This window comes from Actibacterium sp. 188UL27-1 (genome assembly GCF_016901225.1).
In the GTDB taxonomy this organism is placed as follows: Bacteria; Pseudomonadota; Alphaproteobacteria; order Rhodobacterales; family Rhodobacteraceae; genus 188UL27-1.
In genome coordinates, this window is sequence record NZ_JAFEUL010000002.1 from 188,981 (window position 1) to 210,393 (window position 21,413).

The window sequence follows — 21,413 nt, forward strand, 5'->3', positions numbered from 1 at the left end:
CGCTCTTATGCCTCTACGCCAAATACCCGGGCAAAGATCGTGTCGACATGCTTGGTGTGGTAGGCAAGGTCAAAGGCATCTTCCAGTTCCGCCTTCGACATCACCGCGGTGACGTCTGGGTCGGCCTTCAATTCTTCCAGGAAATCCGCACTTTCTTCCCACACTTTCATGGCGTTGCGCTGCACCACTGCATAGCTCGCTTCTCGGCTCAAACCTTTCTGAGTCAGCGCCAGCAGAACCCGTTGGGAATGGACCAAACCGCGGAATTTATTCAGGTTGGCCATCATCGTGTCGGGATAGACCACCAGTTTATCGATCACCCCCGTCAGGCGTGACAATGCAAAATCCAGCGTCACGGTTGCATCGGGCCCGATCATCCGCTCGACCGAGGAATGCGAGATATCGCGCTCGTGCCACAGGGCCACATTTTCCATCGCAGGCACCACGGCCATCCGCACCAGGCGGGCCAGTCCCGTCAGGTTCTCGGTCAGCACCGGATTGCGCTTGTGGGGCATGGCAGAGCTGCCCTTTTGCCCTTTGCTAAAGAACTCTTCGGCTTCCAACACCTCGGTCCGCTGCATATGGCGGATCTCGATGGCGATATTCTCGATGGAGCTGGCCACCACGCCCAGGGCCGCAAAAAATGCTGCATGGCGGTCGCGCGGGATCACCTGCGTGCTGATCGGTTCGGGTTCCAGACCCATCTGGGCGCAGACGTGGGCCTCCACCGCCGGGTCGATGTTGGCAAATGTGCCCACCGCTCCAGAGATCGCACCGGTCGCCACTTCGGCCCGGGCGGCCTGCAGTCGGGTCTTGTTGCGGGCCATCTCCGCGTAAAAGCGGGCAAAGGTCAGGCCCATCGTCGTGGGCTCGGCATGGATCCCGTGGCTCCGCCCGATCCGCACGTCGTGCTTGTGCTCATGGGCGCGCCGCTTCAGCGCCGCCAGCAACCCATCCATATCGGCCAGCAGCAGGTCGCAGGCGCGCACCAGTTGTACATTCAGCGTTGTGTCCAGCACGTCCGAACTGGTCATGCCCTGGTGGACGAACCGCGCCTCTTCTTCGCCTACGATTTCTGCCAGATGGGTCAGAAAGGCGATGACATCATGCTTTGTCACGGCCTCGATCTCGTCGATCCGCGCCACGTCAAAGGCCACATCGCTGGCTTTCCAGACGGCCGCTGCATTCTCCGCTGGGATCACGCCCAGCTTGGCCTGGGCATCGCAGGCATGCGCCTCGATCTCAAACCAGATGCGGAACTTGGTGTCGGGGGACCAGATGGCAACCATATCAGGACGGGCATACCGAGGGATCATGCGGCGCGTTAACCTTTTTGCTAGAGAATTTCGCCCACATGCCATAATGTTAACCGAGGGGTACGGCAAGGCGATGGGGGCACGTGTGACACAGGTCACGCCCAGGCTTGCGATTGATGTCACCGGTTCAGCCTTGGCAGAGCCCTGTTTTGTCACGCAGTCCCTATCGCTCAATTCTGGAAACATTGCTCAACGTTACGGCGGTATTGCCCCGGAATGCGCAACAGTGTGTTGTCGGGTCGTGGTGCCCGGCGGACAGTCTTTGTGCAACGTTGAACACGGCAGCCAAGGAACCCTGCGGCCATGACGACCAAGATACGCGATTTGCTTGATTTCGAAGGCACCTGGACCCTGGAGCGGATGATCCAGGACCGTCTTACCGGAACGGACAGCACCCTGACCGGCACCGCCAAACTCAGCCGTGGCAAGGACGGCGCATTGGATTATGCGGAGGAGGGTGAGTTGAAGGTGCCTGATCAGCCGCCGCTGACCGCCTCCCGCAAATACCAGTGGAGCCGCAAGAATGGGGGCCAGGTCGCCGTCGATTTCGAAGACGGCGCGCCTTTTCACAGTTTTTCCCTGAATCGCACAATGCCCGAAGCCACGCATATGTGCCCGCCTGACATGTACCATGTCACCTATGACTTCAGCCGATGGCCCATCTGGTCGGTCGAATGGCGCGTCCAGGGGCCGCGCAAATCCTACCGTCTGCGGTCCGAATACACCCGCCAACGTTAAGATCCGGCGCAGGGTATTACTGAAAGTTCGATGTAATAGCGGTGCATCCATTCCGACAAATGCTTGACCGATAGCAATTGATTAGGTCCTAGGGGCTAGGTTGCGCTGGCATCACCAAAGGGGCTGCACGGCGTGGATATTGAAAGTCTGATTGATCTGGCCGCCTCGCTGGGTCTGATCGTCCTCCTTGGGCTGGCCTATGGCAGGTTGCACCGCTGGCTGGATTTCCCCCATGGCAGTCAGGCCATCTTGGGCCTGATTTTCGGGCTCGCCGCGGTCGTCCAGATGTATCGTCCGTTTGAGCCGACAGACGGCCTGATCATCGATTTGCGCAATATTCCCATAGCGCTGGCCGGTGCTTTCCTCAGCGGGCGGGCTGTCTTGATCTGTGTGGCCGTGGCGGTGACGGTTCGGCTGCAGATCGGTGGCATGGGGATGTGGGCCGGCATCGCCGGGTTGACTGTTGCGGCCAGTATGGGTGTGATTTGGGCCAAATTCACCAAGAACATGCCGACCCGGCAGTATCCTCAAATGATCGCCCTGGCTGTGCTGGCATCGACCCATCTGCTGGCGGGGCTGGTCCTGCCGGATGACGCGCGCCTGTGGTTCTTTGCGCAGGCCGCCTTGCCAATTTTTGCGGTGAATGTGGCCATCATCCCGATCATCAGCATCCTGTTGGAGGGGGAGAGGCGCAAATTTCAGGAGGAGTGCCGACTCAAGGCCTCCGTCAGCCTTGATCCCGACAATGGCTTGATGACCCCCCAGGCATTTGCGCAGGAATGCGCGATCCGGTCCAGTGCCCTGGCCGATGGCTCCTACACGCAAGCGCTCGTTATCCGGCTGCGGCCCTGTCGGTCGCTATACACATGGAGTAACGGGCGCATGCGGAACAGGCTATTGGCTGCCATGTTCCTGCGCCTTCAGGAAATCATCCCCCACGCCGATTTTGCTGGCACATACCAATGCAGGCTTCTGCTTGTTCCGCTGTCTCAACTGGATCTTCTGCGCCTGGAAGATCTAACACTGCAAATCACGCGCCACGCGACCAGCTTGCCCTATGCCGTGCAGGAAAATTTTTGGCACCGCATCGCCATTGATATCAAAGTCGTCGACCTTGTGACCCATCAGTCTCTTGAGCATCAGTTGATCAAACTCTCCTTTAAGGACGGGTTGGTCACGCTGCCCGCGCAGCTGGGCCGGAACGGTTTGGAAGACAGACCCAATGCTACGCTTGCGCTGGGCTTTCGCGGACCCAACAGGACCAAGGTGGAAACGATGTTTCACAAGGCCGAACTCCTCATGAAGCTGTCTTCGGAGCAGCGGCGCCGCATTCGACAAAACCTCTGACATCGCAGGGCCAATTCCGCAGAAGCCCGTGCCGTTAGCGCAACCCCCTTGCACCTCCCCCCCGCATAGGGCAAGCCGTTGTGAAACCACGACTTGGAGGTTCCGATGGCCCAAACCGCAACAACATCCGATCTGTCCCTGGCAGAGGTGCTTGGCCCCGAAAGCGGCCTTGGCCTGCGCGTCAAGCAGGCCGTGCTGGTCCTTGCCGGGATCGCACTTTTGGCCATCGCAGCCAAGATCCAGGTGCCGCTATGGCCATCGCCCGTTCCGGTCACCATGGGCACATTCGCCGTCCTGACCATCGGCGCCAGCTATGGGCCGCGTTTGGGTCTGGCGACGATCGTGGGCTATCTTGCTTTGGGCGCGGCGGGGCTGAATATCTTTGCCAGTTCCAGCGCTGAGAATTACGGCATCGGGTATATGCTGGGCGGCTCGGGTGGCTACCTTTTGGGCTATATTCTGGCTGTGGCCTATCTGGGCTGGTCCTCCCGTCGCGGTCTGGACCGCTCGATCGAGGGGATGGGGGGCGCAATGCTGGTCGCCAGCCTCGCGATCTATGTGCCAGGCTTGCTGTGGCTGAACCAGTGGATCGTCGTGGGCGACCGTTTCAATGCGGCTGAATTCTCGTCAATCTGGGATCAGACACTGGCCTGGGGCTTGACCCCGTTCCTGATCGGCGATCTGCTCAAGCTCGCTTTGGCAGCGCTGCTGATCCCGGCTCTCTGGGCGCTTGTCGGCAAGGCCCGCCGCTAAGCCTACACGGGTTGCGGCACCAAATCTGATTGCCGCTACGCGATCACATTGGCCCGGAACGCGCAGAGCGACCCGGGCCTTTTCATGTCCGGCGGTCACAGATGATAGATCAGCGCCATATTGATACAGGCTGCCAGTTCAGCTTCCGCCAATGGGGTCTTCACTGAAATCAGAACGGCCCTGTTCTTTTCATAGGCAAATGCATCGGGAAACCGGGCGTGATATCGCCCAACCAGATCGGTCTGGCAATGGACCAGCATCTTGCAATGGGACGGGCGCGTTGCATCATCCGACAACCGGATCGTCGTCCCGGTCTTTGACGCCTCGGTCACATAGGCGGGCTGTCCCCATTTCAGGGTTTCCGTCAGCGTCTTGATCCTTGGATCCGCTGCGGCTACGGCAAAGATCAGTTCGCGGATGTCCATCAATCGCTGCGCAACCAGTGGGGGATAGCCTGCCAACACGCCTGCAACCTCGCGATCAACAGCCGGAGCTTTGGTTTGCGCTTTTTGGACCACATGCGTCACAGAACCGGCCTTTTTGCTGCAAGCACGGTATCACGGGCAGATGGACAGATCTTGCTAAAGTCCTGCGGCACCGTGCGGAGCGTATGTATGCTATGTGCATGGAATGTGCATGGATTGTGCATCGGAAAAATGCGGCCTAGGCTATCCAGATGACACTTGGTTTTGATGACATCCCCGAAACGGCTTTGGCCTGGCACCGGGACGGGCGCGGTGCTGCTTTGGCCACTGTTGTGCAGACCTGGGGTTCGGCCCCGCGCGGTGTGGGCAGCCAGCTTGCGATCAGCGGTAAGGGTGAGATTTCCGGTTCGGTTTCAGGCGGTTGCGTCGAAGGTGCCGTCGTGGTGGAGGCGATGGAAGCGTTGGAGACCGGCAAGCCCGTCCTCCTCGATTATGGTGTCAGTGATGACGAGGCCTTCGCCGTCGGCCTCGCCTGCGGTGGGGAGATCAAGGTGCTGGTTGAACCCATCGGTGCCGCGATCCCCGAACAGATGCTGGCCGATCTGACACAAGCGCGCCACAGTCGGAAAGCCGCAGCTTATACTGTGAATACAAAGACTTGGCAGCGTAACCTCATGTCACCCGACGATGGGTTCCAGGCTCGTTTTCGCTCCGACAAGTCTGGTTTTGAGGAGGATCAAACCTTCGTCGCCATCCACAATCCACCGCTGCGAATGGCGGTGGTCGGTGCGGTCCACATCGCCCAACCTCTGATCGCGATGGCGCGGCTGGCGGGCTATGATCCATTTCTGGTCGATCCGCGTGAAGCCTTTGGTTCTGCTGAAAGATTTCCCGATGAGACCATCAGCCATGACTGGCCGGATGAGGCACTGACGGTGTGGGGCCTTGATGCACGGACGGCCGTTGTCACCCTGACCCATGATCCCAAAATCGATGACCCCGCGATCCAGACGGCGTTGGCCTCCGATTGTTTCTACCTAGGCTGCCTCGGCTCTCCCCGCACCCATGGCAAGAGGGTCGCGCGGTTGACAGAGGCAGGCCTGAGCGAACACCAGATCTCGCGTATCCATGGACCGGTGGGGCTGGATATTGGGTCAAAAACCCCGGCCGAGATCGCGATTGCTGTCATGGCACAGATCACCCAGGTTCTCAGGCAAGGTTGATGGAGTTTGGTCCGGTCCCGGTGACCGAAGCGATCGGGGCGATGCTGGCGCATTCGCAAAAGGCCGGCGGGACCCATTTCCGCAAGGGACAAGTCGTTGATCCTGCGATGGCGAAGGCTCTTCTCCAGGCGGGTTTGACGCACGTCACGGTTGCGCGCCTATCCCCCGACGATGTGGATGAAAACACAGCCGCCGCCCAACTGGCCGCTGCAATCGTCCCCGATGCCACGGCGGCGTGTTTAAAGATCGGCCAGGCCTTCACCGGGCGTGTTAACCTGAACGCCATCGGTCCGGGTATCGTGGCACAGGACCAAGCTGCCATCCATCGCCTGAACCGGGTGCATCCCTCCATCACCCTGGCGACGTTGCCACAATATACTCGCGTGGCTGCTGGCACATTGGTTGGCACGGTAAAGATCATCTCGTATGGCGTTGAAAAGACGGCGGTTTCGAAAGCCTGCGAGGCGGCCCGCACAGCGTTGCGGGTTCTGCCAGTCAAACGAGCGACCGCCCACCTGATCTTAACATCGGTGCCTGGCCAGAAGCCCAGCCTGAACGACAAGGGGCGCAAGGCGGTGGAGGGGCGGCTTAAGGCCTTGGGCATTGACCTGGCCCATTGCGAAACCGTCCCACACCAGATCACGGCAGTGGCGGCGGCGCTTGGCCAGCAAGACAGCGATATCGGGCTGATCCTCACTGGCTCGGCCACCTCCGACATGAACGACACGGCCCCGGCGGCCATTCGTGCAGCGGGCGGGGAGGTGATGCGGTTCGGGATGCCGGTCGATCCGGGTAATCTGCTGGTCCTTGGCAACCTGCGTGGGCAACCGGTGATCGGCCTGCCGGGATGTGCCCGTTCGCCAGCGCTGAACGGCGCGGATTGGGTGTTGGAACGGATCGCTTGTGGGGTCGAGATCACCGATGACGACATCGCGAGCATGGGGGTGGGCGGCTTGCTGAAAGAGATACCCCTCCGTCCGCAACCCCGTGAGCCGAAGTGAGCCAACCGCAGATTGCAGTCATCGGCGCCGGGCTGATCGGACAGCGCCATGCAGCCATCGTACGACAGCGATCGAACCTTGCCGCACTTGTGGATCCGTCAGATGCCGCGCGGACCTTAGCCCGGGATTGGGACGTGCCGTGGTTTCCTGATCTTTCTGAATACCTGAAAACACATCGCCCGGATGGCGCGATCATCGCCACGCCCAACCAATTGCATCGCGACCATGGATTGGCATGCATCGCGGCTGGTGTGCCGGTGCTGATCGAAAAGCCGCTTGCCGATACCAGCGCCGCGGCCCGCGATCTGACCCAAGCGGCAGAGGCGGAAGGGGTGCCGGTTCTGGTCGGCCATCACCGCCGCCACAATCCGATCATTGCCGCGGCCCGTGCCACAATCCAAAACGGAGATCTGGGGCAGATTGTATCGGTCCATGCGCAGTTTTGGCTGTATAAGCCCGATGAATACTTTGATGTCGACTGGCGCACGCAAATCGGCGCGGGGCCGGTTTTCATCAATCTCATCCACGATATCGACCTGCTGCGCCATCTATGCGGCGATATCACATCGGTCCAGGCGCGACAGTCCAGCGTGACCCGGAGACATGCGGTGGAGGATACCGCTGTGATCTTGCTGGAATTTGCGAAGGGGGCGCTTGGTACGGTCAATGTCTCTGACAGCATCGTGGCACCGTGGAGTTGGGAGATGACGGCCGCCGAAAACCCCGCCTATCCGGCGACCAAGGCGACCTGCTACACCATTGGCGGCACCCATGGATCCCTGTCGGTCCCCGATCTGGGTCTTTGGCAGCATCCCGAAACCCGCAGTTGGTGGGCGCCGATTGCGGCGAAACAGGTCTCCCATAGTGCCGAAGATCCGCTGCACCGCCAGCACGATCATTTCTGTGCAGTGATCCGTGGGACGGAGGCGCCGTTGGTCAGTGGGGCGGAGGGGCTGGCCACGCTCAGGGTAATCGAGGCCATCAAGGAGGCGGCCGAAACTGGCCAGACCGTCGACCTGCGCTGAGGCCCGGTTCGGGATCTCTTGTCGCTGAGCTTGATGGCTGACCACCCAAAGACCGAATGGCCGACTTGCTGCGTGCAGTCGGGTTTGAGCTTACCATTGGCCGCTATTCCACTCGTCTGGCTGGGATCGACCATTTCGTCTTTCGAGAATATGGCTCGGATATCGGGCAGCCTTGTATCACCGCCGACCATGACCGGGTCGATCTGCTGGCAAAGTTCGCCAAACGGCTGTCTGACGCCTTAACAGCGCATGGGATACGACACCGGTTTGAGATCTACGGCTCAGGTTGCCAGCTTTTTGCCCATAATCACCACCTGTGGTCGCAGCGCGATTGAGCGTAGGCTACGTTACAGCTTTCGCGGCTGGCTTGCGAGGGGTGGTGGGGCGAACACGCTTTTCGATCTCATCATAAAGCAATCCGGCGATGTTCTTGTCGGTGGCCTTTTCAATGCCTTCCAGACCGGGGCTGGAATTGACCTCCAGCACCTTGGGCCCGGTTTCCGACCGCAGCAGGTCAACACCGGCCAGCCCGAGTTTGAACGCTTTGGCGGCCTTGACCGCCGCCTCCCGCTCGTCCTTGGTGATGCGCGCGACGCTTGCGGTCCCACCTTGGTGGAGGTTCGACCGGAACTCGCCCGCGGCGGCGGTGCGCCGCATCGCGGCGACGACCTTTGATCCAATGACAAGGCAGCGAATATCCTCACCTGCCGCTTCCTTCACGAAATCCTGAACCAGAAAATTGGCGCGCAGCCCCCGAAAAGCCGAGATCACCGATTGCGCCGCCTTCTTGGTTTCGGCCAGTACCACGCCTTTGCCTTGCGTGCTTTCCAGCAGTTTCACGATCAGAGGCGCGGTGCCCACAAGGCCGATCAGATTATCGGTGTCCTTTGGGCTGCTGGCAAAGGCTGTGGTGGGCATCCCGATCCGGTGGCGGGCCAGCACCTGATGGGCATGCAGCTTGTCGCGACTGGCTGTGATCCCTTCGGAGCCGTTGACGCAATGGGTCCCGATGGTCTCGAATTGGCGGATGATCGCTGTGCCATAGGAGGTGATCGAGGCGCCAACACGCGGGATGATCGCATCAAACCGGGGCAGGCGGGCGCCATCATAATAGACCTCGGGTGAGGTTGCGTTGATCGCCATATAGCAGCGGGCCGTGTCGATGACCTCCACCACGTGGCCGCGCCGCTCCCCTTCGACGACAAGGCGGGCCGTGGAGTAATTGTTCGGCTCGCGCGATAGGACGGCAATACGCAGGGCCCGGGTGGGCGCACCGGCGCGCATTCGGGCAGATTTATACACATCATAGCTTAGTACGGGCTGGCAAAAGCTGTCACTGGGGGCCACCAGAACCTCATCACCCAGGGCCTTGCGGCCCAGCAGCATCCGGTAGGCCATGGTGCCACGGTCGGATAACGTCACCTCGATCGGCCACTCGGCCTCGCCCATCTTCAGCGGCGTGCTGATCACATAGCGCAGTTCCGTTTCGCCGTTAGAGGAGGTAACCTCGCGCCGGTCCATAATCTCGGCCGAGCAGGCGATGGTGATATTGTCGTTGCCCGGAATGGGATGGATGGCAAAGCGCACCTTGGGTCGGTTCGCGGGGCCAAAGGGTTCGATATCAAAGGCATGCAGCGCCGAGGTCCGCGCCCCGGTATCCACCTTGGCCTTTAGCGCGGGCAGGCCCAGATCCGGCAGCGCCACCCATTCCTCCCAACCGACCTTAAAGACGTCATCCATGGTGTGGCCCCCTTGATAAGTCCTTGGCCAAGCAAGCATCATCGGACGCCGGAAGGTAAGGGGTCAAACCGATTTGGGTCGCATCCGCGTTTCCAATTCGGCCAATTGGGCACGGGTTAGGGCGGCCAAATCCTCGTCCTGTTCGGCTTCTGCCCGGTCGATGGCCGCCTGCATGAAGGTGCGTGCGGCGGCGTTATCACCCGTTTCATGGGCGAGCACACCCTTTTGAAACAGCATATCCGTGACGCATGCGATATTGCCATCCGCCTCGGCAATGGCCAGCACCCGGTCGAGGATCGGTGCGGCCTCCGCCAGACGTTTCAACTCATACAGGTTTTGCGCCATGTTTGTGAGGCAGGTTGTCAATTCTGGCGCGTCCGCGCCAAACAGCCGCTCACCCCGCGCCAGAACGATTTCATTCAGCTCTAGCGCATCGGCGTATTTTTCGGCCTCATGCAGGCAATAGGCCAGCTGTTGCTGTGTTCCGGCACAGGCATTTTCATCATACGCGTCTGAGGCTTCAAGATCTGGCAACAGTGCACGATAGCTCGCCACGGCTTGGTCCCAACGCTCCATATTGGACTGATGAAGGGCGATACCCGCGCGGGCGCTCAGCCGCTGCTTTTCGGGCAGAAACGGCGTCGCGTCGTCATGGTGCAGCGCCATCTGATACGCCTCGATACATTCGCCATGCTGCTGGTTGCGCGAAAGCAGGTAGCCACGGCAATAGGCAAGCTCCCCCAACGTTTCGGAATCGGTGATGCCCGCATCCGCCATGTCGATCTTGATCACGTTCAGGATATGGAATGTGCCCGAGATGCTGAACCGCGCATCCGTGTCCCACAGCATCGCCCGGATATCGCGCAGCCGGTCCAGTGGCGGTCGGTTCGGGTCCTCGACCTTGGGCTGCTGGATGGTGGGGCGTTTCCGGAACAGATTTCGAAGTCTGCGCAACATGAGACTGACCTTGTGACCTGAAACAACGCTACGCTGCGGCTGCTTGAAGCGCCACACCCCAATCGGCCCTTTTCACCACCGACAGCGCAGCCTATCCCATCGAAATGACTGACCGATTTTCCTTTGCTCTCGCCACCACGGACGGCGCCGCCCGCACAGGTGCCATTTCCAGCCCCCGCGGGGAGATCCGCACGCCCGCCTTCATGCCTGTTGGCACGGCGGCGACCGTCAAGGCGATGCTGCCCGAAAGCGTGCGCGCGACCGGGGCGGACGTGCTGCTGGGCAATACCTATCATCTGATGCTGCGCCCCACGGCAGAGCGGATCGACCGGCTGGGGGGGCTTCACCGGTTTATGAATTGGGAGCGCCCGATCCTGACCGATAGCGGTGGTTTCCAGGTCATGAGCCTGGCCGGTTTGCGCAAGATGACCGAGCATGGCGTGACCTTCAAATCCCATATCGACGGGTCAAAGCACGAGCTGACACCAGAACGCTCGATGGAGATCCAGCGCCTGCTTGGCAGCGACATCGTGATGTGCTTCGATGAATGCCCCGCCTTGCCGGCCGATGACGCGCGCGTGGCAGAGGCGATGCGCCTATCCATGCGGTGGGCGGCGCGGTCGAGGGATGCGTTTGGCGACCGTCCTGGCCACGCGCTGTTCGGCATCCAGCAAGGCGGCGTGACTGAACATCTGCGCGCCGAAAGTGCCGAGGCCCTGACCCAGATCGGATTCGATGGCTACGCGGTTGGTGGTCTGGCCGTGGGGGAGGGGCAGGAGGCCATGTTCGGCGTTCTGGACTATGCGCCCGCGCAACTGCCCGTGGACAAACCGCGCTATCTAATGGGCGTCGGCAAACCTGATGATATCGTGGGCGCTGTCAAGCGCGGCATTGACATGATGGATTGTGTGCTGCCATCCCGGTCTGGGCGGACGGGCCAGGCCTTTACCCGCCGCGGCGTTGTCAACATCAAGAATGCCCGCCACCAGGATGACCCGCGCCCTCTGGACGAGGGCTGCAGTTGCCCGGCCTGTCAGAATTACTCCCGCGCTTACCTGCACCATGTCTTTCGCGCGCAGGAGATGATCTCAGGCATGCTGCTGACCTGGCATAACCTGCACTATTATCAAAAGTTGATGGCGGGTATGCGCGCGGCCATCGCCGAACACCGCTTTGCCGCATGGGAGGCTGATTTCCACGCCGCGCGCGCCGATGGTGATATCGAGCCACTGTAAGAGGCGCGCCAGATTGGACCGTGCCATCCTGCATTCCTCAGGATGATAGGATAGCACTGTCCGCAACCTCAGATCAAAACGCTCGGGGTTAACGGCGGCGCAATGAACCGGTCTTGCGGTGGATGATGAAATTGCGGCCTTCGGCTGTTCGGATGCGCAGATGGCCACGGCGGGTGAAGCCGCGCGTCTGCCCCCAGATGCGGTGCGATACGGTTCGGGTGAGGCTGTCGGGGTCCCGGATCAGATCACCCAGGGTGTAAGATGCGATCTTTGCGCCATTGCGGAATACGCGAAACATCACCTGATCGGAGCCGCTTCCCTGGGGGACGAGTTGCGCCCCGGATGGTCCGACAATCATCAATCCCGTATCGGTCAGATATGCGCTGTAGAACCACTCATTGAGGGTCCAGATCACGTTTGGACCCTGAACTCGGATCCGTTTCGACGGCTCGGCTTGCAGGGTCGCTGTCCAACTGCCAGAGGGGGAGGCAATTTCATAATCAGACGGCGTAGGTAGGGGTTGATCGGCCACCGCAATTGATGCCAAAAAAAATTGCCGCAAGACTGATCGCTGGCATGCTGACAATCATTGGATCGTACGTGTTCTGTGGCTCATCCCAGCCTCCCAACCAATTCCGCCTCGTCTTTCTAGGGGCTTGATCATTGGCAGGCAACGGAAGCGACGCAAGTTGTGGATCGTGCCTTGTCCCAAATCGTCAGCCATGCCCCGCCGATTTCGCATTCGATTTCCAGTTTCGAAACAGTCACCTTTGGCAGTTGCTGCTGTTTATACCCCATCGGAGGACATCTGCCGACGTTGTGTAAATCCCGGCAGGGCTATGCTTGCCGGTGGTGCGGAGGTGGAGCGGTTGTTGAGGTGATCGTCCACCCCTTCTAACTTGCGCCGTGGTCGTGACTGAACATGCCTCGACCACGCAGTCTCCCCGTCAGAATGAGCCGGGGCATTTGTCGTGTTCCCGGGAACACGACCCAACGGGCAAAGCCCGACGAAGCGAGGATACAAGATGAGCCAGGCAAGCGAACTTGAACTTTTGATGCTGGACCTGATCAACGAAGAACGCACCTCCCGCGGTTTAACCACCCTTGAAATTAACAATGACCTAAACGAGGCAGCAGAGGATCACAGCGCATGGATGCTGCGCACAAACCAGTTTGACCATCGCGGGGCGGGCGGTTCGACCGCGACAGACCGGATCGAGGCATCTGGATATGAGCTGGATGGGAGCTGGTCCACAGCCGAGAATATCGGTTGGCAAAGCGAACGCGGTGCAACCGGACTGGCTGATGATGTCCGTAACATCCATGACAGCTTGATGAACAGTCCAGGTCACCGCGCCAATATCCTGAACCCAAACATGGAGGATATTGGCATCGGCATTGAACGGGGTGATTTCACGGCCGATAGCGGCACGTTTGATGGTGTGATGGTGACCCAGAATTTCGGCCGCACCGATGCGGAAACATCTACCCCGCCGGAAACTGACGAGGTTGCGGATCGGGGTGATAGCGGGGAAACGGAAACACCGCTGGCGCCGCCCACGACGCCGGAACCAACTGCCCCCGAACCCACGGAGCCCGAAGACCAAACGCCGTCTCAGCCCGAAACGCCCGACGACGAAACGCCTACCCCAACCAACGGGCCGACCACGCCCGTGAACCCAGCCCCGCCCGAGCCACAAATGCCAGACGAGGAAACGCCAACGCCGACGGATGGTCCCACGGCGCCGCAAACCCCGACGCCGACGGATACGGCATCCGATTGCGAGGCGTTCTTTGCACGTATTTTTGACCGGTTCGATTTCGGTGACATGGACTGGTTTGTGGCCGGAGTTGATGACGATATGGCCACCAACACTTTCAGCGGGAGCGTCACGACAGGCGAAGGCACCCGGACCACCGACAGCCTCGCCGAGTTCGATGATATGATGGCCGGTCTCAGCGTGAATTTCTGTTCTGTGACCGATGATTTCGCCTAAAACCTGATCAAGGCGCCGGGCGGATCAGGCCCGGCGTCACTCCACCTTCTGGCCGGTCAAAACCCGTGACGCGATGGGGCAGGGAACAAGGTCGGGACCGTCATTTTGCCGTTTGCGTTTCCAGCCAGTCGTGACCCGTTCGCAATGCAGCATGATCGACGTGGCCGAGGTGACCCATTTGTTGGCATGGTATCCGCGAACCCCATGCACATCCCATCCGCCGCGGCCCAGAAAACTGTTGGGGGTAACAGCCCACTTTTCCTGACATCCTCTGTCGACCGGAAAGCGCCAGACATGGTCGGAATGGCGTGGCATCTGTCCTGCCGCGGGACGGGCATAGCGCCAGAATCCCGGCACAGTGACGTAGCCGAGGCGGGCGGCGCGCGCTTCATCGAAGATCGTGCGCTGCTCGCTCACGATCATTTCATCGATATCGACCGAAACGACCCCGGCGGATTGCCCCACAAACCGATGCCGCGCGACATTCAGGATGCCAGCCTGAAAGAACTTGCTCAGATGTTTGGGAACCTTCGGCAGGGTTGGCCCAAATCGGAAATTGGCGGGAACGACCAGATGCACTGCGTTTGGCGCGGCTTTGGTCAGTGTGGCTTCGATATCTGCCGGTCCATAGTCGGTGGATCCATTGTCGAAAAAAACGAAACCCGTGGCCCGTTGCAGTGTGGCATAGTGATGGGCCCAATCCGCGATCCAATCCAGGGCATTGTCTTTTGATTTGGCGATGACGACATCCCGCCCTGCCAAAGTGGCATCCGGGATCGATATGGCTGCCGATAGCGTGTCTGCGCCCAAATGAATCTCGATCCGTTCGGGGGCAGGGCCACAGGAGATCCAAACCTCGTCATATCGGCGAAAGCGGGCAATTTTTGCGATCTTACGGTTTGTCCCGTCCACCTGGATCTTGGCTGCGCGCAATGGCTGGGCAAAGTTAAACAGTTTGGGGCAAACCAGCACAATCGCTTGATCCGCCGGTCTATGGATCACATCATAGGCCAGTGTGTGGCGGTCATAGGCTTCAGTAAAACCGGGCACGTCCAGATGCGCGACCCGGATGGGATCACGGGCCAGATCGCCGCTTTCTGGCAGGATCAATGGGTTCAATTGCGCCAGCATCGGCCGCACGTAGCATGCCCCGACAATGGCGAAAAGTACCAGGCGCCCCGACGTCGCCTGCCGCGGCGCATCACTTTGCTTGTGCCGCGGGTTCAGTTCAGGCAATGTTCGCACGATTTTAGAGGCGTGCTTGAAAGCCTGCCTCCAGTGCCCCACCTTCTAGGTCCATGACCGGAGATGGCCACAGGTTGCCGCCAAGCGGGACCAGAGCCATCTTGCCAATAACAAGGGATTTCCCATGCAAGAGCAAATGAGCGCCACCTATCCCGTTTTGCCGCTGCGCGACATCGTTGTGTTCCCACATATGACGGTGCCGCTGTTCGTTGGCCGGGAAAAGTCGGTTCGCGCCCTCGAAGAAGTGATGGCCGATGATAAGCAAATCCTGCTGTCCAGTCAGATCGACCCGGGCGATGACGATCCGTCCAGCGACGGCATCTACACAGTCGGCGTCCTGGCCAATGTTCTGCAACTGCTGAAATTGCCCGACGGTACCGTTAAGGTGTTGGTGGAGGGGCGTCGCCGGGTGCGCATCCAGGAATATGTAGACAATCCGAATTTCTTTGAAGCCAGCGCCGAATATCTGGACGAACTACCGGGCGATGAAGAGACGCTGGCGGCGCTCGTACGCTCTGTCGCAGAAGAGTTCGAACGCTACGCCAAGGTTAAAAAGAACGTTCCCGACGAAACACTCGCCGCGGTGGCCGAAACCCGTGAAAGCGCCAAGTTGGCCGATCTGGTATCGGGTCATCTGGGGGTCGAGGTCGAACAAAAGCAGGAATTGCTTGAGACATTGATCGTCGCGGAGCGTTTGGAGAAGGTCTACGGCCTTATGCAGGGCGAAATGAGCGTCCTGCAGGTCGAGAAAAAGATCAAAACCCGCGTGAAATCCCAGATGGAGCGAACCCAGCGTGAATATTATCTGAATGAGCAGATGAAGGCCATTCAGAAGGAGTTGGGCGACGGCGAAGAAGGCCAGAACGAAGTGGCCGAACTGGAGGCCCGCATCTCCGAGACAGACTTGAGCAAAGAGGCCCGCGAAAAGGCTGATGCTGAGCTGAAAAAGTTGAAGAACATGAGCCCGATGAGCGCTGAGGCGACTGTCGTGCGCAACTACCTTGACTGGATGCTCAGCATTCCGTGGGGCACCAAAAGCCGGGTCAAAAAGGATCTGGGCCGCGCCGAAAAGGTCCTTGATAACGACCATTACGGGCTGGAAAAGGTCAAGGAACGCATCGTCGAATACCTTGCCGTGCAGCAACGTTCTAAAAAGTTGAAAGGCCCGATCCTGTGTCTTGTCGGTCCTCCCGGCGTCGGTAAAACATCGCTCGGTAAATCCGTGGCCAAGGCGACGGGGCGCGAGTTTATCCGCATCTCCCTTGGCGGTGTACGTGATGAATCCGAGATCCGGGGCCATCGGCGCACCTATATTGGCTCCATGCCTGGCAAGATCATCCAGGCATTGAAAAAGGCCAAAACCACCAACCCCCTGATCTTGTTGGATGAAATCGACAAGATGGGTCAGGATTTCCGTGGCGACCCTGCCTCGGCCATGTTGGAAGTGCTGGATCCGGAACAGAACTCGACCTTCGTCGATCACTATCTGGAGGTTGAATATGACCTGTCGAATGTGATGTTTCTGACCACCGCGAACTCTTACAACATGCCGGGCCCGCTGCTGGACCGCATGGAGATCATCAGCCTTGCGGGGTACACCGAGGATGAGAAACGCGAAATTGCGCGCCAGCATCTGATCGACAAGCAGATCAAGAACCACGGCCTGAAAAAGGGCGAATTCTCGGTCAGTGACGATGCGTTGCAGGAAATGATCCGCGTCTATACCCGCGAGGCCGGTGTGCGGAACCTGGAGCGTGAGATCGCGAAACTGGCCCGCAAGGCCGTGACGAAGATTGTGCGCAAGGCGACCGAAACGGTTGAGATCACGCGGGACAGCCTTGAGGAATATCTGGGCGTTAAAAAGTACCGCTATGGTCTGGCCGAGATGGAGGATCAGATCGGTGTCGTTACCGGTTTGGCCTATACCTCGGTCGGGGGTGATCTGCTCAGCATCGAGGCGCTGAAACTGCCCGGCAAAGGGCGCATGAAGACGACCGGCAAGCTGGGCGATGTCATGAAGGAGAGCATCGAGGCCGCGTCATCCTATGTCCGCTCGATCAGCCCAGAAATCGGGGTGAAACCGCCGCAATTCGAGAAAATGGACATCCATGTCCACGTTCCCGAAGGTGCGACGCCCAAGGATGGGCCAAGTGCGGGTCTGGCCATGGTCACCTCGATCGTGTCGGTCTTGACAGGTATTCCAGTGCGCCGCGACATCGCCATGACGGGTGAGGTCAACCTACGTGGCAACGCGATGCCCATTGGCGGGCTCAAGGAAAAGCTGCTGGCCGCTTTGCGCGGTGGTGTCACGACGGTTTTGATCCCGGAAGAGAACGCAAAGGATCTGTCAGAGATCCCGGACAACGTGAAGGACGGGCTGGATATCATCCCCGTCAAACACGTCTCTGAGGTGCTCAAACATGCCCTGACCTCCACGCCAGAAGGGATCGAATGGGACGAAGCCGCAGAGGAGGCCGCTGCTGCCGCAGCCGCTGCAGCTCGCCCCGAAAGCACCCAACCCCACGCCCACTGACGCGGGGCCTCAAGCAAACGGATCAGAGGCGCCCGGCGGCGCCTCTTTCAGTTTGTCAGACCCCGTGGATCGTAAATCGGACCATCGAGATCAAAGACCATCTCCAACAGAGCCTCGCCGTTGCGGTGCAAAAGTCACGTGAATGTCAACCAAGCCGCCTGTGGCCAAATCCCACACTCATAGTTCGGTCACAATCGAACCATTCACGACCCGTTCGATGGTAGATTGATGTGATCACAATGAGGGTGGTCCGATGCTTCTCAACTATCTTTTCTCCCATTTCCTCGATGAACCGGCCATGGCGCAACGCTGTGACCTGACGCCTGATCGCATGGCCGAACTCATCGAGAACCGAACTGTTCCGAAAGCATCCTATATCTATCAGGGTGCCGGTCAGTCCCTGTCCTTTGTCAGCGATATCAAAGACACCTACGGCTACCGCTTTCACCTCAAGGACCACGCCTATTGGTTTCAGTCCGTCAGGCAATTCGACCTCCATACCGAAGATCGCGCCCGGGAATATTTCGAACGTCGATATGACACGGCCAAACGGTTGTTCCTGTCCGGATCTCTCGGGTGCCAACTCGTCGCCCGCGCCCCTCACATTCCCGAACAGTTCGACACAGAACACGTCGCTGCGACCTGGAGCCATTTCCTGAACGGCGTCTATGGCGTCTGCACAAAGGACGGTCAGCCTGAGACCATATTTTTGAAGCAGGCCGGAGTGATGTTCATTGAGGATCTGATTTTGGACGGCCCCGGTTCCCTGTCATCATCACAGACTGCGCTCCTGGGCGATGTAGTGGCCATGCTGGACAGCGTAGAGGCCGATTTTGCACCCCATGAACGGCCCCATGTCTCGCGACAGCGCTGTGTCACGGATGTGCGGGCTGCCTTCCTTTAAGTATTTACCATCAAGGGTATATAGCGGTTTCTTAAGGCGCTGGCCCTCACCGGATCAGCATCGGCTCGGACACATGAATTTGTCGCACGCTCGGACCTCCGCTCGCATTCCAACGAAATAATGTCAGATGCCACAGACCCGGGCTTTGGCGTGATGGGTCGATAAGCCCGGAATGGTCTTCTGCGCGGATTCTGTCGGCGGCCTCCCAGGACGCGGGTGTTTCCCCAGCATCCAAGACAGCCTTCCAAGGCTGTCGCGCTTGTTCATATAGATCAGCCGTCTCTGGGTGCCGTAGATCAACCACCCAACACCGCTCGACAGCATAGGTCACCAACACCCTTGGCGGATCATCCTTGCGAATATACTTGCGCAACGCGGCTTTGGCGCTGGTTTCATCGCAGCTCAGGTACAGCGCGTCCTGGCCTGACCGGTTAAATCGTGCTGGTGGACGGTGTGGAAGGCCCTGCCGCAGGACCAGATCAACCGTATCCGGGAACGTGATCTTGACGAAGCGCCCCGCTATTTTCGTTTGAATGAGATGCCCCAATTTTTCAATGCCATACCTGATTTATCGCGATGAGCCCCTGGCCGCGGTCGATCACGCACTTTGGGCGCGCGGCTGCACCGTCACCAACAATTTGGTTAGCGCATGTATCATGCCATCTCCCTGCGTGGTCACTGGCCCCGTGCGCAACTTGCGACGGATTTACGTGGTGCGTATGAGCAAATGCCTGATGGCCTCCGTTACTCTGGCGCGGGCAGGGCCTCCAGAAATGCCGTCACCACCGCGGCGGAGTTGGTGGCAGCGAGACTGAAGAAGGTCGGCAACTCATTCTCGGCATCCCCGCCGCCAGCCAGGTCCGACAAGCTGCGAAACGCGATGAACGGCAGCGCATTAGCATGGGCGACATGGGCGACTGCGGCGCTTTCCATGTCCAGTACCCGCGCTTCGAACGTTTCAAAGACGTAATCCCGGAAATCCGCATTATCGACAAAGCTAGATCCCGATACGCCGTTGCCGCCCACGACGATCTTGGGTTCCTGGCCCAGGCACGCATTATCCGTGTTGCAATTGTCCAGGCTGACCGTTTGCGCTATTTGCCGCGCGACCTCCAGATATCCGGCATCGCTGGCGAACCAAAACTTGTCTTCGCCATCCGGGGCAGCTTCTGACACGACACCAACGCTGCGGGTGAATATCATCCCGTAATTGGAAAAATCCGATGACATCCAAGGTGGGATCGCAAAATCGCCGTCCGTTTCGCGGGCAAAAACCGTCTCAAGATATTGTCCCCAATTATCGGCCACTACGACGTCGCCAATGGCCAGATCCGGGTCCACCCCGCCTGCGATGCCGGAGAACACGATCCCTTCAATCTCGAACCGATCAAGGGCCAATTGCGTTGTCATGGCCGCGTTGACCATCGAGATCCCGCTCAAAAACAAGACAACATCCTGGTCGGCAAGACGCCCGGTCAAAAAGCGGTTGCCGTTCACCACGTGTTCAACAGGCGCGTCCAACCCCTCCTGCAAGGCCAGCCATTCTGGGGGAAAGGCGGAAATAACGGCCAGTCGCGGTGTCTGATCCAGCGGCTGCGCGACAACTGGCGCTGCCATGGTCAGAATGGCACCCAGCAGAATACGGTCTAACAGTCGCGGCATGGTGGATACTCCCTGGTTTGTTGCATCACCCTCCCAACCTTTTCTGGTGGCGGCAATGTCCAGCGCGGCTGACACGTTGCCTGCGCTCAAAATCTCAGCACCTTCGGTACGTTAACGCGGGTCTGCGCGCGATGTGCAAAAGGGATTTGGAGGGATGACCCGAGCGTGGCTCAGGACAGCGGCAACCGCGTCGTCTTGGCCCCGCGTTCCCGGTAGGGGGTCGTATCATAATGGGCACGGTAGCATTTGGAGAAATGCGAAGGTGAGGCGAAGCCGCAGGCAAGCGCCACATTGATTACGCTCATATCGGTCTGCATCAGCAAGTTGCGCGCCTTTTGCAGGCGTAACTCCATGTAATAGCGCTTAGGGGAGCGGTTGAGATAACGGCGAAACAACCGCTCCAACTGGCGCGTGGACAATCCAACCTCTTTGGCCAGGATCGAGGGGCTGATCGGCTCTTCAAGGTTTTGCTCCATCATCTGGATCACGGCCGACAATTTGGGATGCCGCACCCCGATCCGGGTGGGCACGCTCAACCGTTGGGTGTCTTGATCGGTGCGGATGGTCGAATAGATCAGCTGATCCGCCACGGCATTGGCAAGCGTCTCCCCATGGTCATCGGCGATCAAGGTCAGCATCAGATCGATGGATGCGGTGCCCCCTGCTGTGCTCATCCGGTTGCCGTCGATCACGAAGACGGATTTGGTCAGCTCCACATCCTCGAACGCCTCGGCAAAGCTGTCATGGTTCTCCCAGTGGATTGTGGCGCGCTTGCCATCCAGCAGCCCCGCCTTGGCCAGGGTAAAGCTCGCAGTACATAATCCGCCCATGGTCACGCCGCGGCGCGCCTCCCGCCGGGTCCAGTTCAGCAAGCGCCGTGTCGTGGCGGCCTGGATGTCGACCCCGCCGCATATAAGGACCGTATCATCGCGGCCAACCTCCTGCAGGTCCATTCCGACCGGAAAGGACACACCGTTGGAACAGGTAACAGGATCGCCCCCTTCGCCTGCGATCCGCCAATCATACAGGGTTTGCCCCGCCATCCGGTTGGCGATCCGCAATGCCTCCACCGCGCAGGCAAAGCAGAGCATAGTGAATTGATCCAGCAATACGAACACGAACCGGCGCGGCTTGACCACGGGCTGATCGACCTGCACCAGCATTTCCGGATCTGAGAGATGAGCGTCCATGGGCATTCCGCAAAAATGATTTGCAGACGGAAACAGGAAATCCCTAACGCCGCAAGGCAAATAACCGCACCATGGTGCAAGGTTTCGCGTTGGCACCGCGTCAAGCGCCCCCTATGGTGCTG

Annotated in this window: 20 protein-coding genes; 11 read left to right on the forward strand and 9 right to left on the reverse strand. The window is 59.5% G+C overall.

Annotated features, from left to right (window positions below; genetic code table 11):
* Positions 1 to 5: 5 nt before the first annotated feature.
* Complete coding sequence (purB, locus tag IU397_RS04020; RefSeq protein WP_204410972.1) at positions 6 to 1,316, reverse strand: adenylosuccinate lyase; 1,311 nt, start codon at positions 1,314 to 1,316, stop codon at positions 6 to 8.
* Positions 1,317 to 1,619: 303 nt separating this feature from the next.
* On the opposite strand from purB, the gene IU397_RS04025 reads away from it, so the two are divergent.
* The 3 genes from IU397_RS04025 to IU397_RS04035 all read left to right on the forward strand — a co-directional run bounded on the left by IU397_RS04025 (position 1,620) and on the right by IU397_RS04035 (position 4,154).
* On the forward strand, positions 1,620 to 2,054 hold the full coding sequence (locus IU397_RS04025; protein WP_204410974.1) for a DUF6314 family protein: 435 nt from the start codon (positions 1,620 to 1,622) through the stop codon (positions 2,052 to 2,054).
* Between the two features lie 132 nt (positions 2,055 to 2,186).
* Entirely contained in the window at positions 2,187 to 3,401 is a 1,215-nt protein-coding gene (locus IU397_RS04030) for a LytS/YhcK type 5TM receptor domain-containing protein (RefSeq protein ID WP_204410977.1), read from the forward strand.
* A 105-nt stretch (positions 3,402 to 3,506) separates the two neighbouring features.
* Complete coding sequence (locus tag IU397_RS04035) at positions 3,507 to 4,154, forward strand: biotin transporter BioY (protein ID WP_204410979.1); 648 nt, start codon at positions 3,507 to 3,509, stop codon at positions 4,152 to 4,154.
* A 95-nt stretch (positions 4,155 to 4,249) separates the two neighbouring features.
* On the opposite strand, the gene IU397_RS04040 is transcribed toward IU397_RS04035, so the two are convergent.
* Positions 4,250 to 4,681 carry a DUF1801 domain-containing protein gene (locus IU397_RS04040; protein WP_204410982.1) on the reverse strand — a complete coding sequence of 144 codons (432 nt, stop codon included), beginning with the start codon at positions 4,679 to 4,681 and terminating at the stop codon, positions 4,250 to 4,252.
* 149 nt (positions 4,682 to 4,830) lie between these two features.
* On the opposite strand from IU397_RS04040, the gene IU397_RS04045 reads away from it, so the two are divergent.
* Genes IU397_RS04045 through IU397_RS04060 form a run of 4 tightly spaced genes read left to right on the forward strand, consistent with a single transcriptional unit; the run spans position 4,831 to position 8,163 of the window.
* Complete coding sequence (locus IU397_RS04045) at positions 4,831 to 5,802, forward strand: XdhC family protein (RefSeq protein WP_204410984.1); 972 nt, start codon at positions 4,831 to 4,833, stop codon at positions 5,800 to 5,802.
* Positions 5,802 to 6,803: a molybdopterin-binding protein gene (locus IU397_RS04050; RefSeq protein ID WP_204410987.1), complete on the forward strand. Its 1,002-nt coding sequence runs from the start codon at positions 5,802 to 5,804 to the stop codon at positions 6,801 to 6,803. The genes IU397_RS04045 and IU397_RS04050 overlap by 1 nt, the downstream gene beginning before the upstream one ends.
* Entirely contained in the window at positions 6,800 to 7,828 is a 1,029-nt protein-coding gene (locus IU397_RS04055; RefSeq protein WP_204410990.1) for a Gfo/Idh/MocA family protein, read from the forward strand. The genes IU397_RS04050 and IU397_RS04055 overlap by 4 nt, the downstream gene beginning before the upstream one ends.
* Positions 7,829 to 7,884: 56 nt before the next feature.
* A complete protein-coding gene (locus tag IU397_RS04060; protein ID WP_204410992.1) occupies positions 7,885 to 8,163 on the forward strand; it encodes a hypothetical protein in 279 nt (92 codons plus the stop codon).
* 7 nt (positions 8,164 to 8,170) lie between these two features.
* On the opposite strand, the gene rimK is transcribed toward IU397_RS04060, so the two are convergent.
* On the reverse strand, positions 8,171 to 9,568 hold the full coding sequence (gene rimK, locus IU397_RS04065; protein WP_204410994.1) for a 30S ribosomal protein S6--L-glutamate ligase: 1,398 nt from the start codon (positions 9,566 to 9,568) through the stop codon (positions 8,171 to 8,173).
* 63 nt (positions 9,569 to 9,631) lie between these two features.
* On the reverse strand, positions 9,632 to 10,525 hold the full coding sequence (locus IU397_RS04070) for a tetratricopeptide repeat protein (RefSeq protein WP_204410996.1): 894 nt from the start codon (positions 10,523 to 10,525) through the stop codon (positions 9,632 to 9,634).
* Between the two features lie 104 nt (positions 10,526 to 10,629).
* Between IU397_RS04070 and tgt the strand changes: the two genes are divergently transcribed.
* The gene (gene tgt, locus IU397_RS04075; protein ID WP_204410998.1) at positions 10,630 to 11,760 is read left to right on the forward strand and encodes a tRNA guanosine(34) transglycosylase Tgt; all 1,131 of its coding nucleotides are present in this window, start codon (positions 10,630 to 10,632) and stop codon (positions 11,758 to 11,760) included.
* Positions 11,761 to 11,848: 88 nt separating this feature from the next.
* On the opposite strand, the gene IU397_RS04080 is transcribed toward tgt, so the two are convergent.
* Positions 11,849 to 12,292 (reverse strand): hypothetical protein, encoded by a 444-nt coding sequence (locus IU397_RS04080; protein WP_204411000.1) that lies wholly within the window; start codon positions 12,290 to 12,292, stop codon positions 11,849 to 11,851.
* 493 nt (positions 12,293 to 12,785) lie between these two features.
* Here IU397_RS04080 and IU397_RS04085 point away from each other — a divergent pair, with 493 nt between their 5' ends.
* Entirely contained in the window at positions 12,786 to 13,757 is a 972-nt protein-coding gene (locus IU397_RS04085) for a CAP domain-containing protein (protein ID WP_204411003.1), read from the forward strand.
* Positions 13,758 to 13,793: 36 nt separating this feature from the next.
* Here IU397_RS04085 and IU397_RS04090 read toward each other — a convergent pair whose 3' ends face one another.
* On the reverse strand, positions 13,794 to 14,897 hold the full coding sequence (locus IU397_RS04090) for a hypothetical protein (protein WP_204411005.1): 1,104 nt from the start codon (positions 14,895 to 14,897) through the stop codon (positions 13,794 to 13,796).
* Between the two features lie 229 nt (positions 14,898 to 15,126).
* On the opposite strand from IU397_RS04090, the gene lon reads away from it, so the two are divergent.
* Entirely contained in the window at positions 15,127 to 17,535 is a 2,409-nt protein-coding gene (gene lon, locus IU397_RS04095; RefSeq protein WP_204411007.1) for an endopeptidase La, read from the forward strand.
* 253 nt (positions 17,536 to 17,788) lie between these two features.
* A complete protein-coding gene (locus tag IU397_RS04100) occupies positions 17,789 to 18,439 on the forward strand; it encodes a DUF6058 family natural product biosynthesis protein (protein ID WP_204411009.1) in 651 nt (216 codons plus the stop codon).
* Positions 18,440 to 18,485: 46 nt separating this feature from the next.
* Here the strand turns inward: IU397_RS04100 and IU397_RS23780 are convergent, their stop codons facing one another.
* From IU397_RS23780 to IU397_RS04115, 3 genes are all read right to left on the reverse strand, one after another.
* Positions 18,486 to 18,986 (reverse strand): RES family NAD+ phosphorylase, encoded by a 501-nt coding sequence (locus tag IU397_RS23780; protein WP_204411012.1) that lies wholly within the window; start codon positions 18,984 to 18,986, stop codon positions 18,486 to 18,488.
* 197 nt (positions 18,987 to 19,183) lie between these two features.
* Positions 19,184 to 20,101, reverse strand: a complete 918-nt coding sequence (locus IU397_RS04110; RefSeq protein WP_204411014.1) for a 5'-methylthioadenosine/S-adenosylhomocysteine nucleosidase — start codon at positions 20,099 to 20,101, stop codon at positions 19,184 to 19,186.
* Positions 20,102 to 20,271: 170 nt separating this feature from the next.
* Positions 20,272 to 21,291 carry a GlxA family transcriptional regulator gene (locus IU397_RS04115; RefSeq protein WP_239479586.1) on the reverse strand — a complete coding sequence of 340 codons (1,020 nt, stop codon included), beginning with the start codon at positions 21,289 to 21,291 and terminating at the stop codon, positions 20,272 to 20,274.
* Positions 21,292 to 21,413: the final 122 nt, after the last annotated feature.

Excerpts from the sequence above, each read along its gene's own strand:
- tgt (WP_204410998.1), top strand. The coding sequence starts at position 10,630 with ATGACTGACCGATTTTCCTTTGCTCTCGCCACCACGGACGGCGCCGCC.
- IU397_RS04110 (WP_204411014.1), bottom strand. The coding sequence starts at position 20,101 with ATGCCGCGACTGTTAGACCGTATTCTGCTGGGTGCCATTCTGACCATG.
- IU397_RS04085 (WP_204411003.1), top strand. The coding sequence starts at position 12,786 with ATGAGCCAGGCAAGCGAACTTGAACTTTTGATGCTGGACCTGATCAAC.
- IU397_RS04070 (WP_204410996.1), bottom strand. The coding sequence starts at position 10,525 with ATGTTGCGCAGACTTCGAAATCTGTTCCGGAAACGCCCCACCATCCAG.
- IU397_RS04060 (WP_204410992.1), top strand. The coding sequence starts at position 7,885 with ATGGCCGACTTGCTGCGTGCAGTCGGGTTTGAGCTTACCATTGGCCGC.
- IU397_RS04050 (WP_204410987.1), top strand. The coding sequence starts at position 5,802 with ATGGAGTTTGGTCCGGTCCCGGTGACCGAAGCGATCGGGGCGATGCTG.
- lon (WP_204411007.1), top strand. The coding sequence starts at position 15,127 with ATGCAAGAGCAAATGAGCGCCACCTATCCCGTTTTGCCGCTGCGCGAC.
- IU397_RS04100 (WP_204411009.1), top strand. The coding sequence starts at position 17,789 with ATGCTTCTCAACTATCTTTTCTCCCATTTCCTCGATGAACCGGCCATG.
- purB (WP_204410972.1), bottom strand. The coding sequence starts at position 1,316 with ATGATCCCTCGGTATGCCCGTCCTGATATGGTTGCCATCTGGTCCCCC.
- IU397_RS04115 (WP_239479586.1), bottom strand. The coding sequence starts at position 21,291 with ATGGACGCTCATCTCTCAGATCCGGAAATGCTGGTGCAGGTCGATCAG.
- IU397_RS04025 (WP_204410974.1), top strand. The coding sequence starts at position 1,620 with ATGACGACCAAGATACGCGATTTGCTTGATTTCGAAGGCACCTGGACC.
- IU397_RS04045 (WP_204410984.1), top strand. The coding sequence starts at position 4,831 with ATGACACTTGGTTTTGATGACATCCCCGAAACGGCTTTGGCCTGGCAC.
- rimK (WP_204410994.1), bottom strand. The coding sequence starts at position 9,568 with ATGGATGACGTCTTTAAGGTCGGTTGGGAGGAATGGGTGGCGCTGCCG.
- IU397_RS04035 (WP_204410979.1), top strand. The coding sequence starts at position 3,507 with ATGGCCCAAACCGCAACAACATCCGATCTGTCCCTGGCAGAGGTGCTT.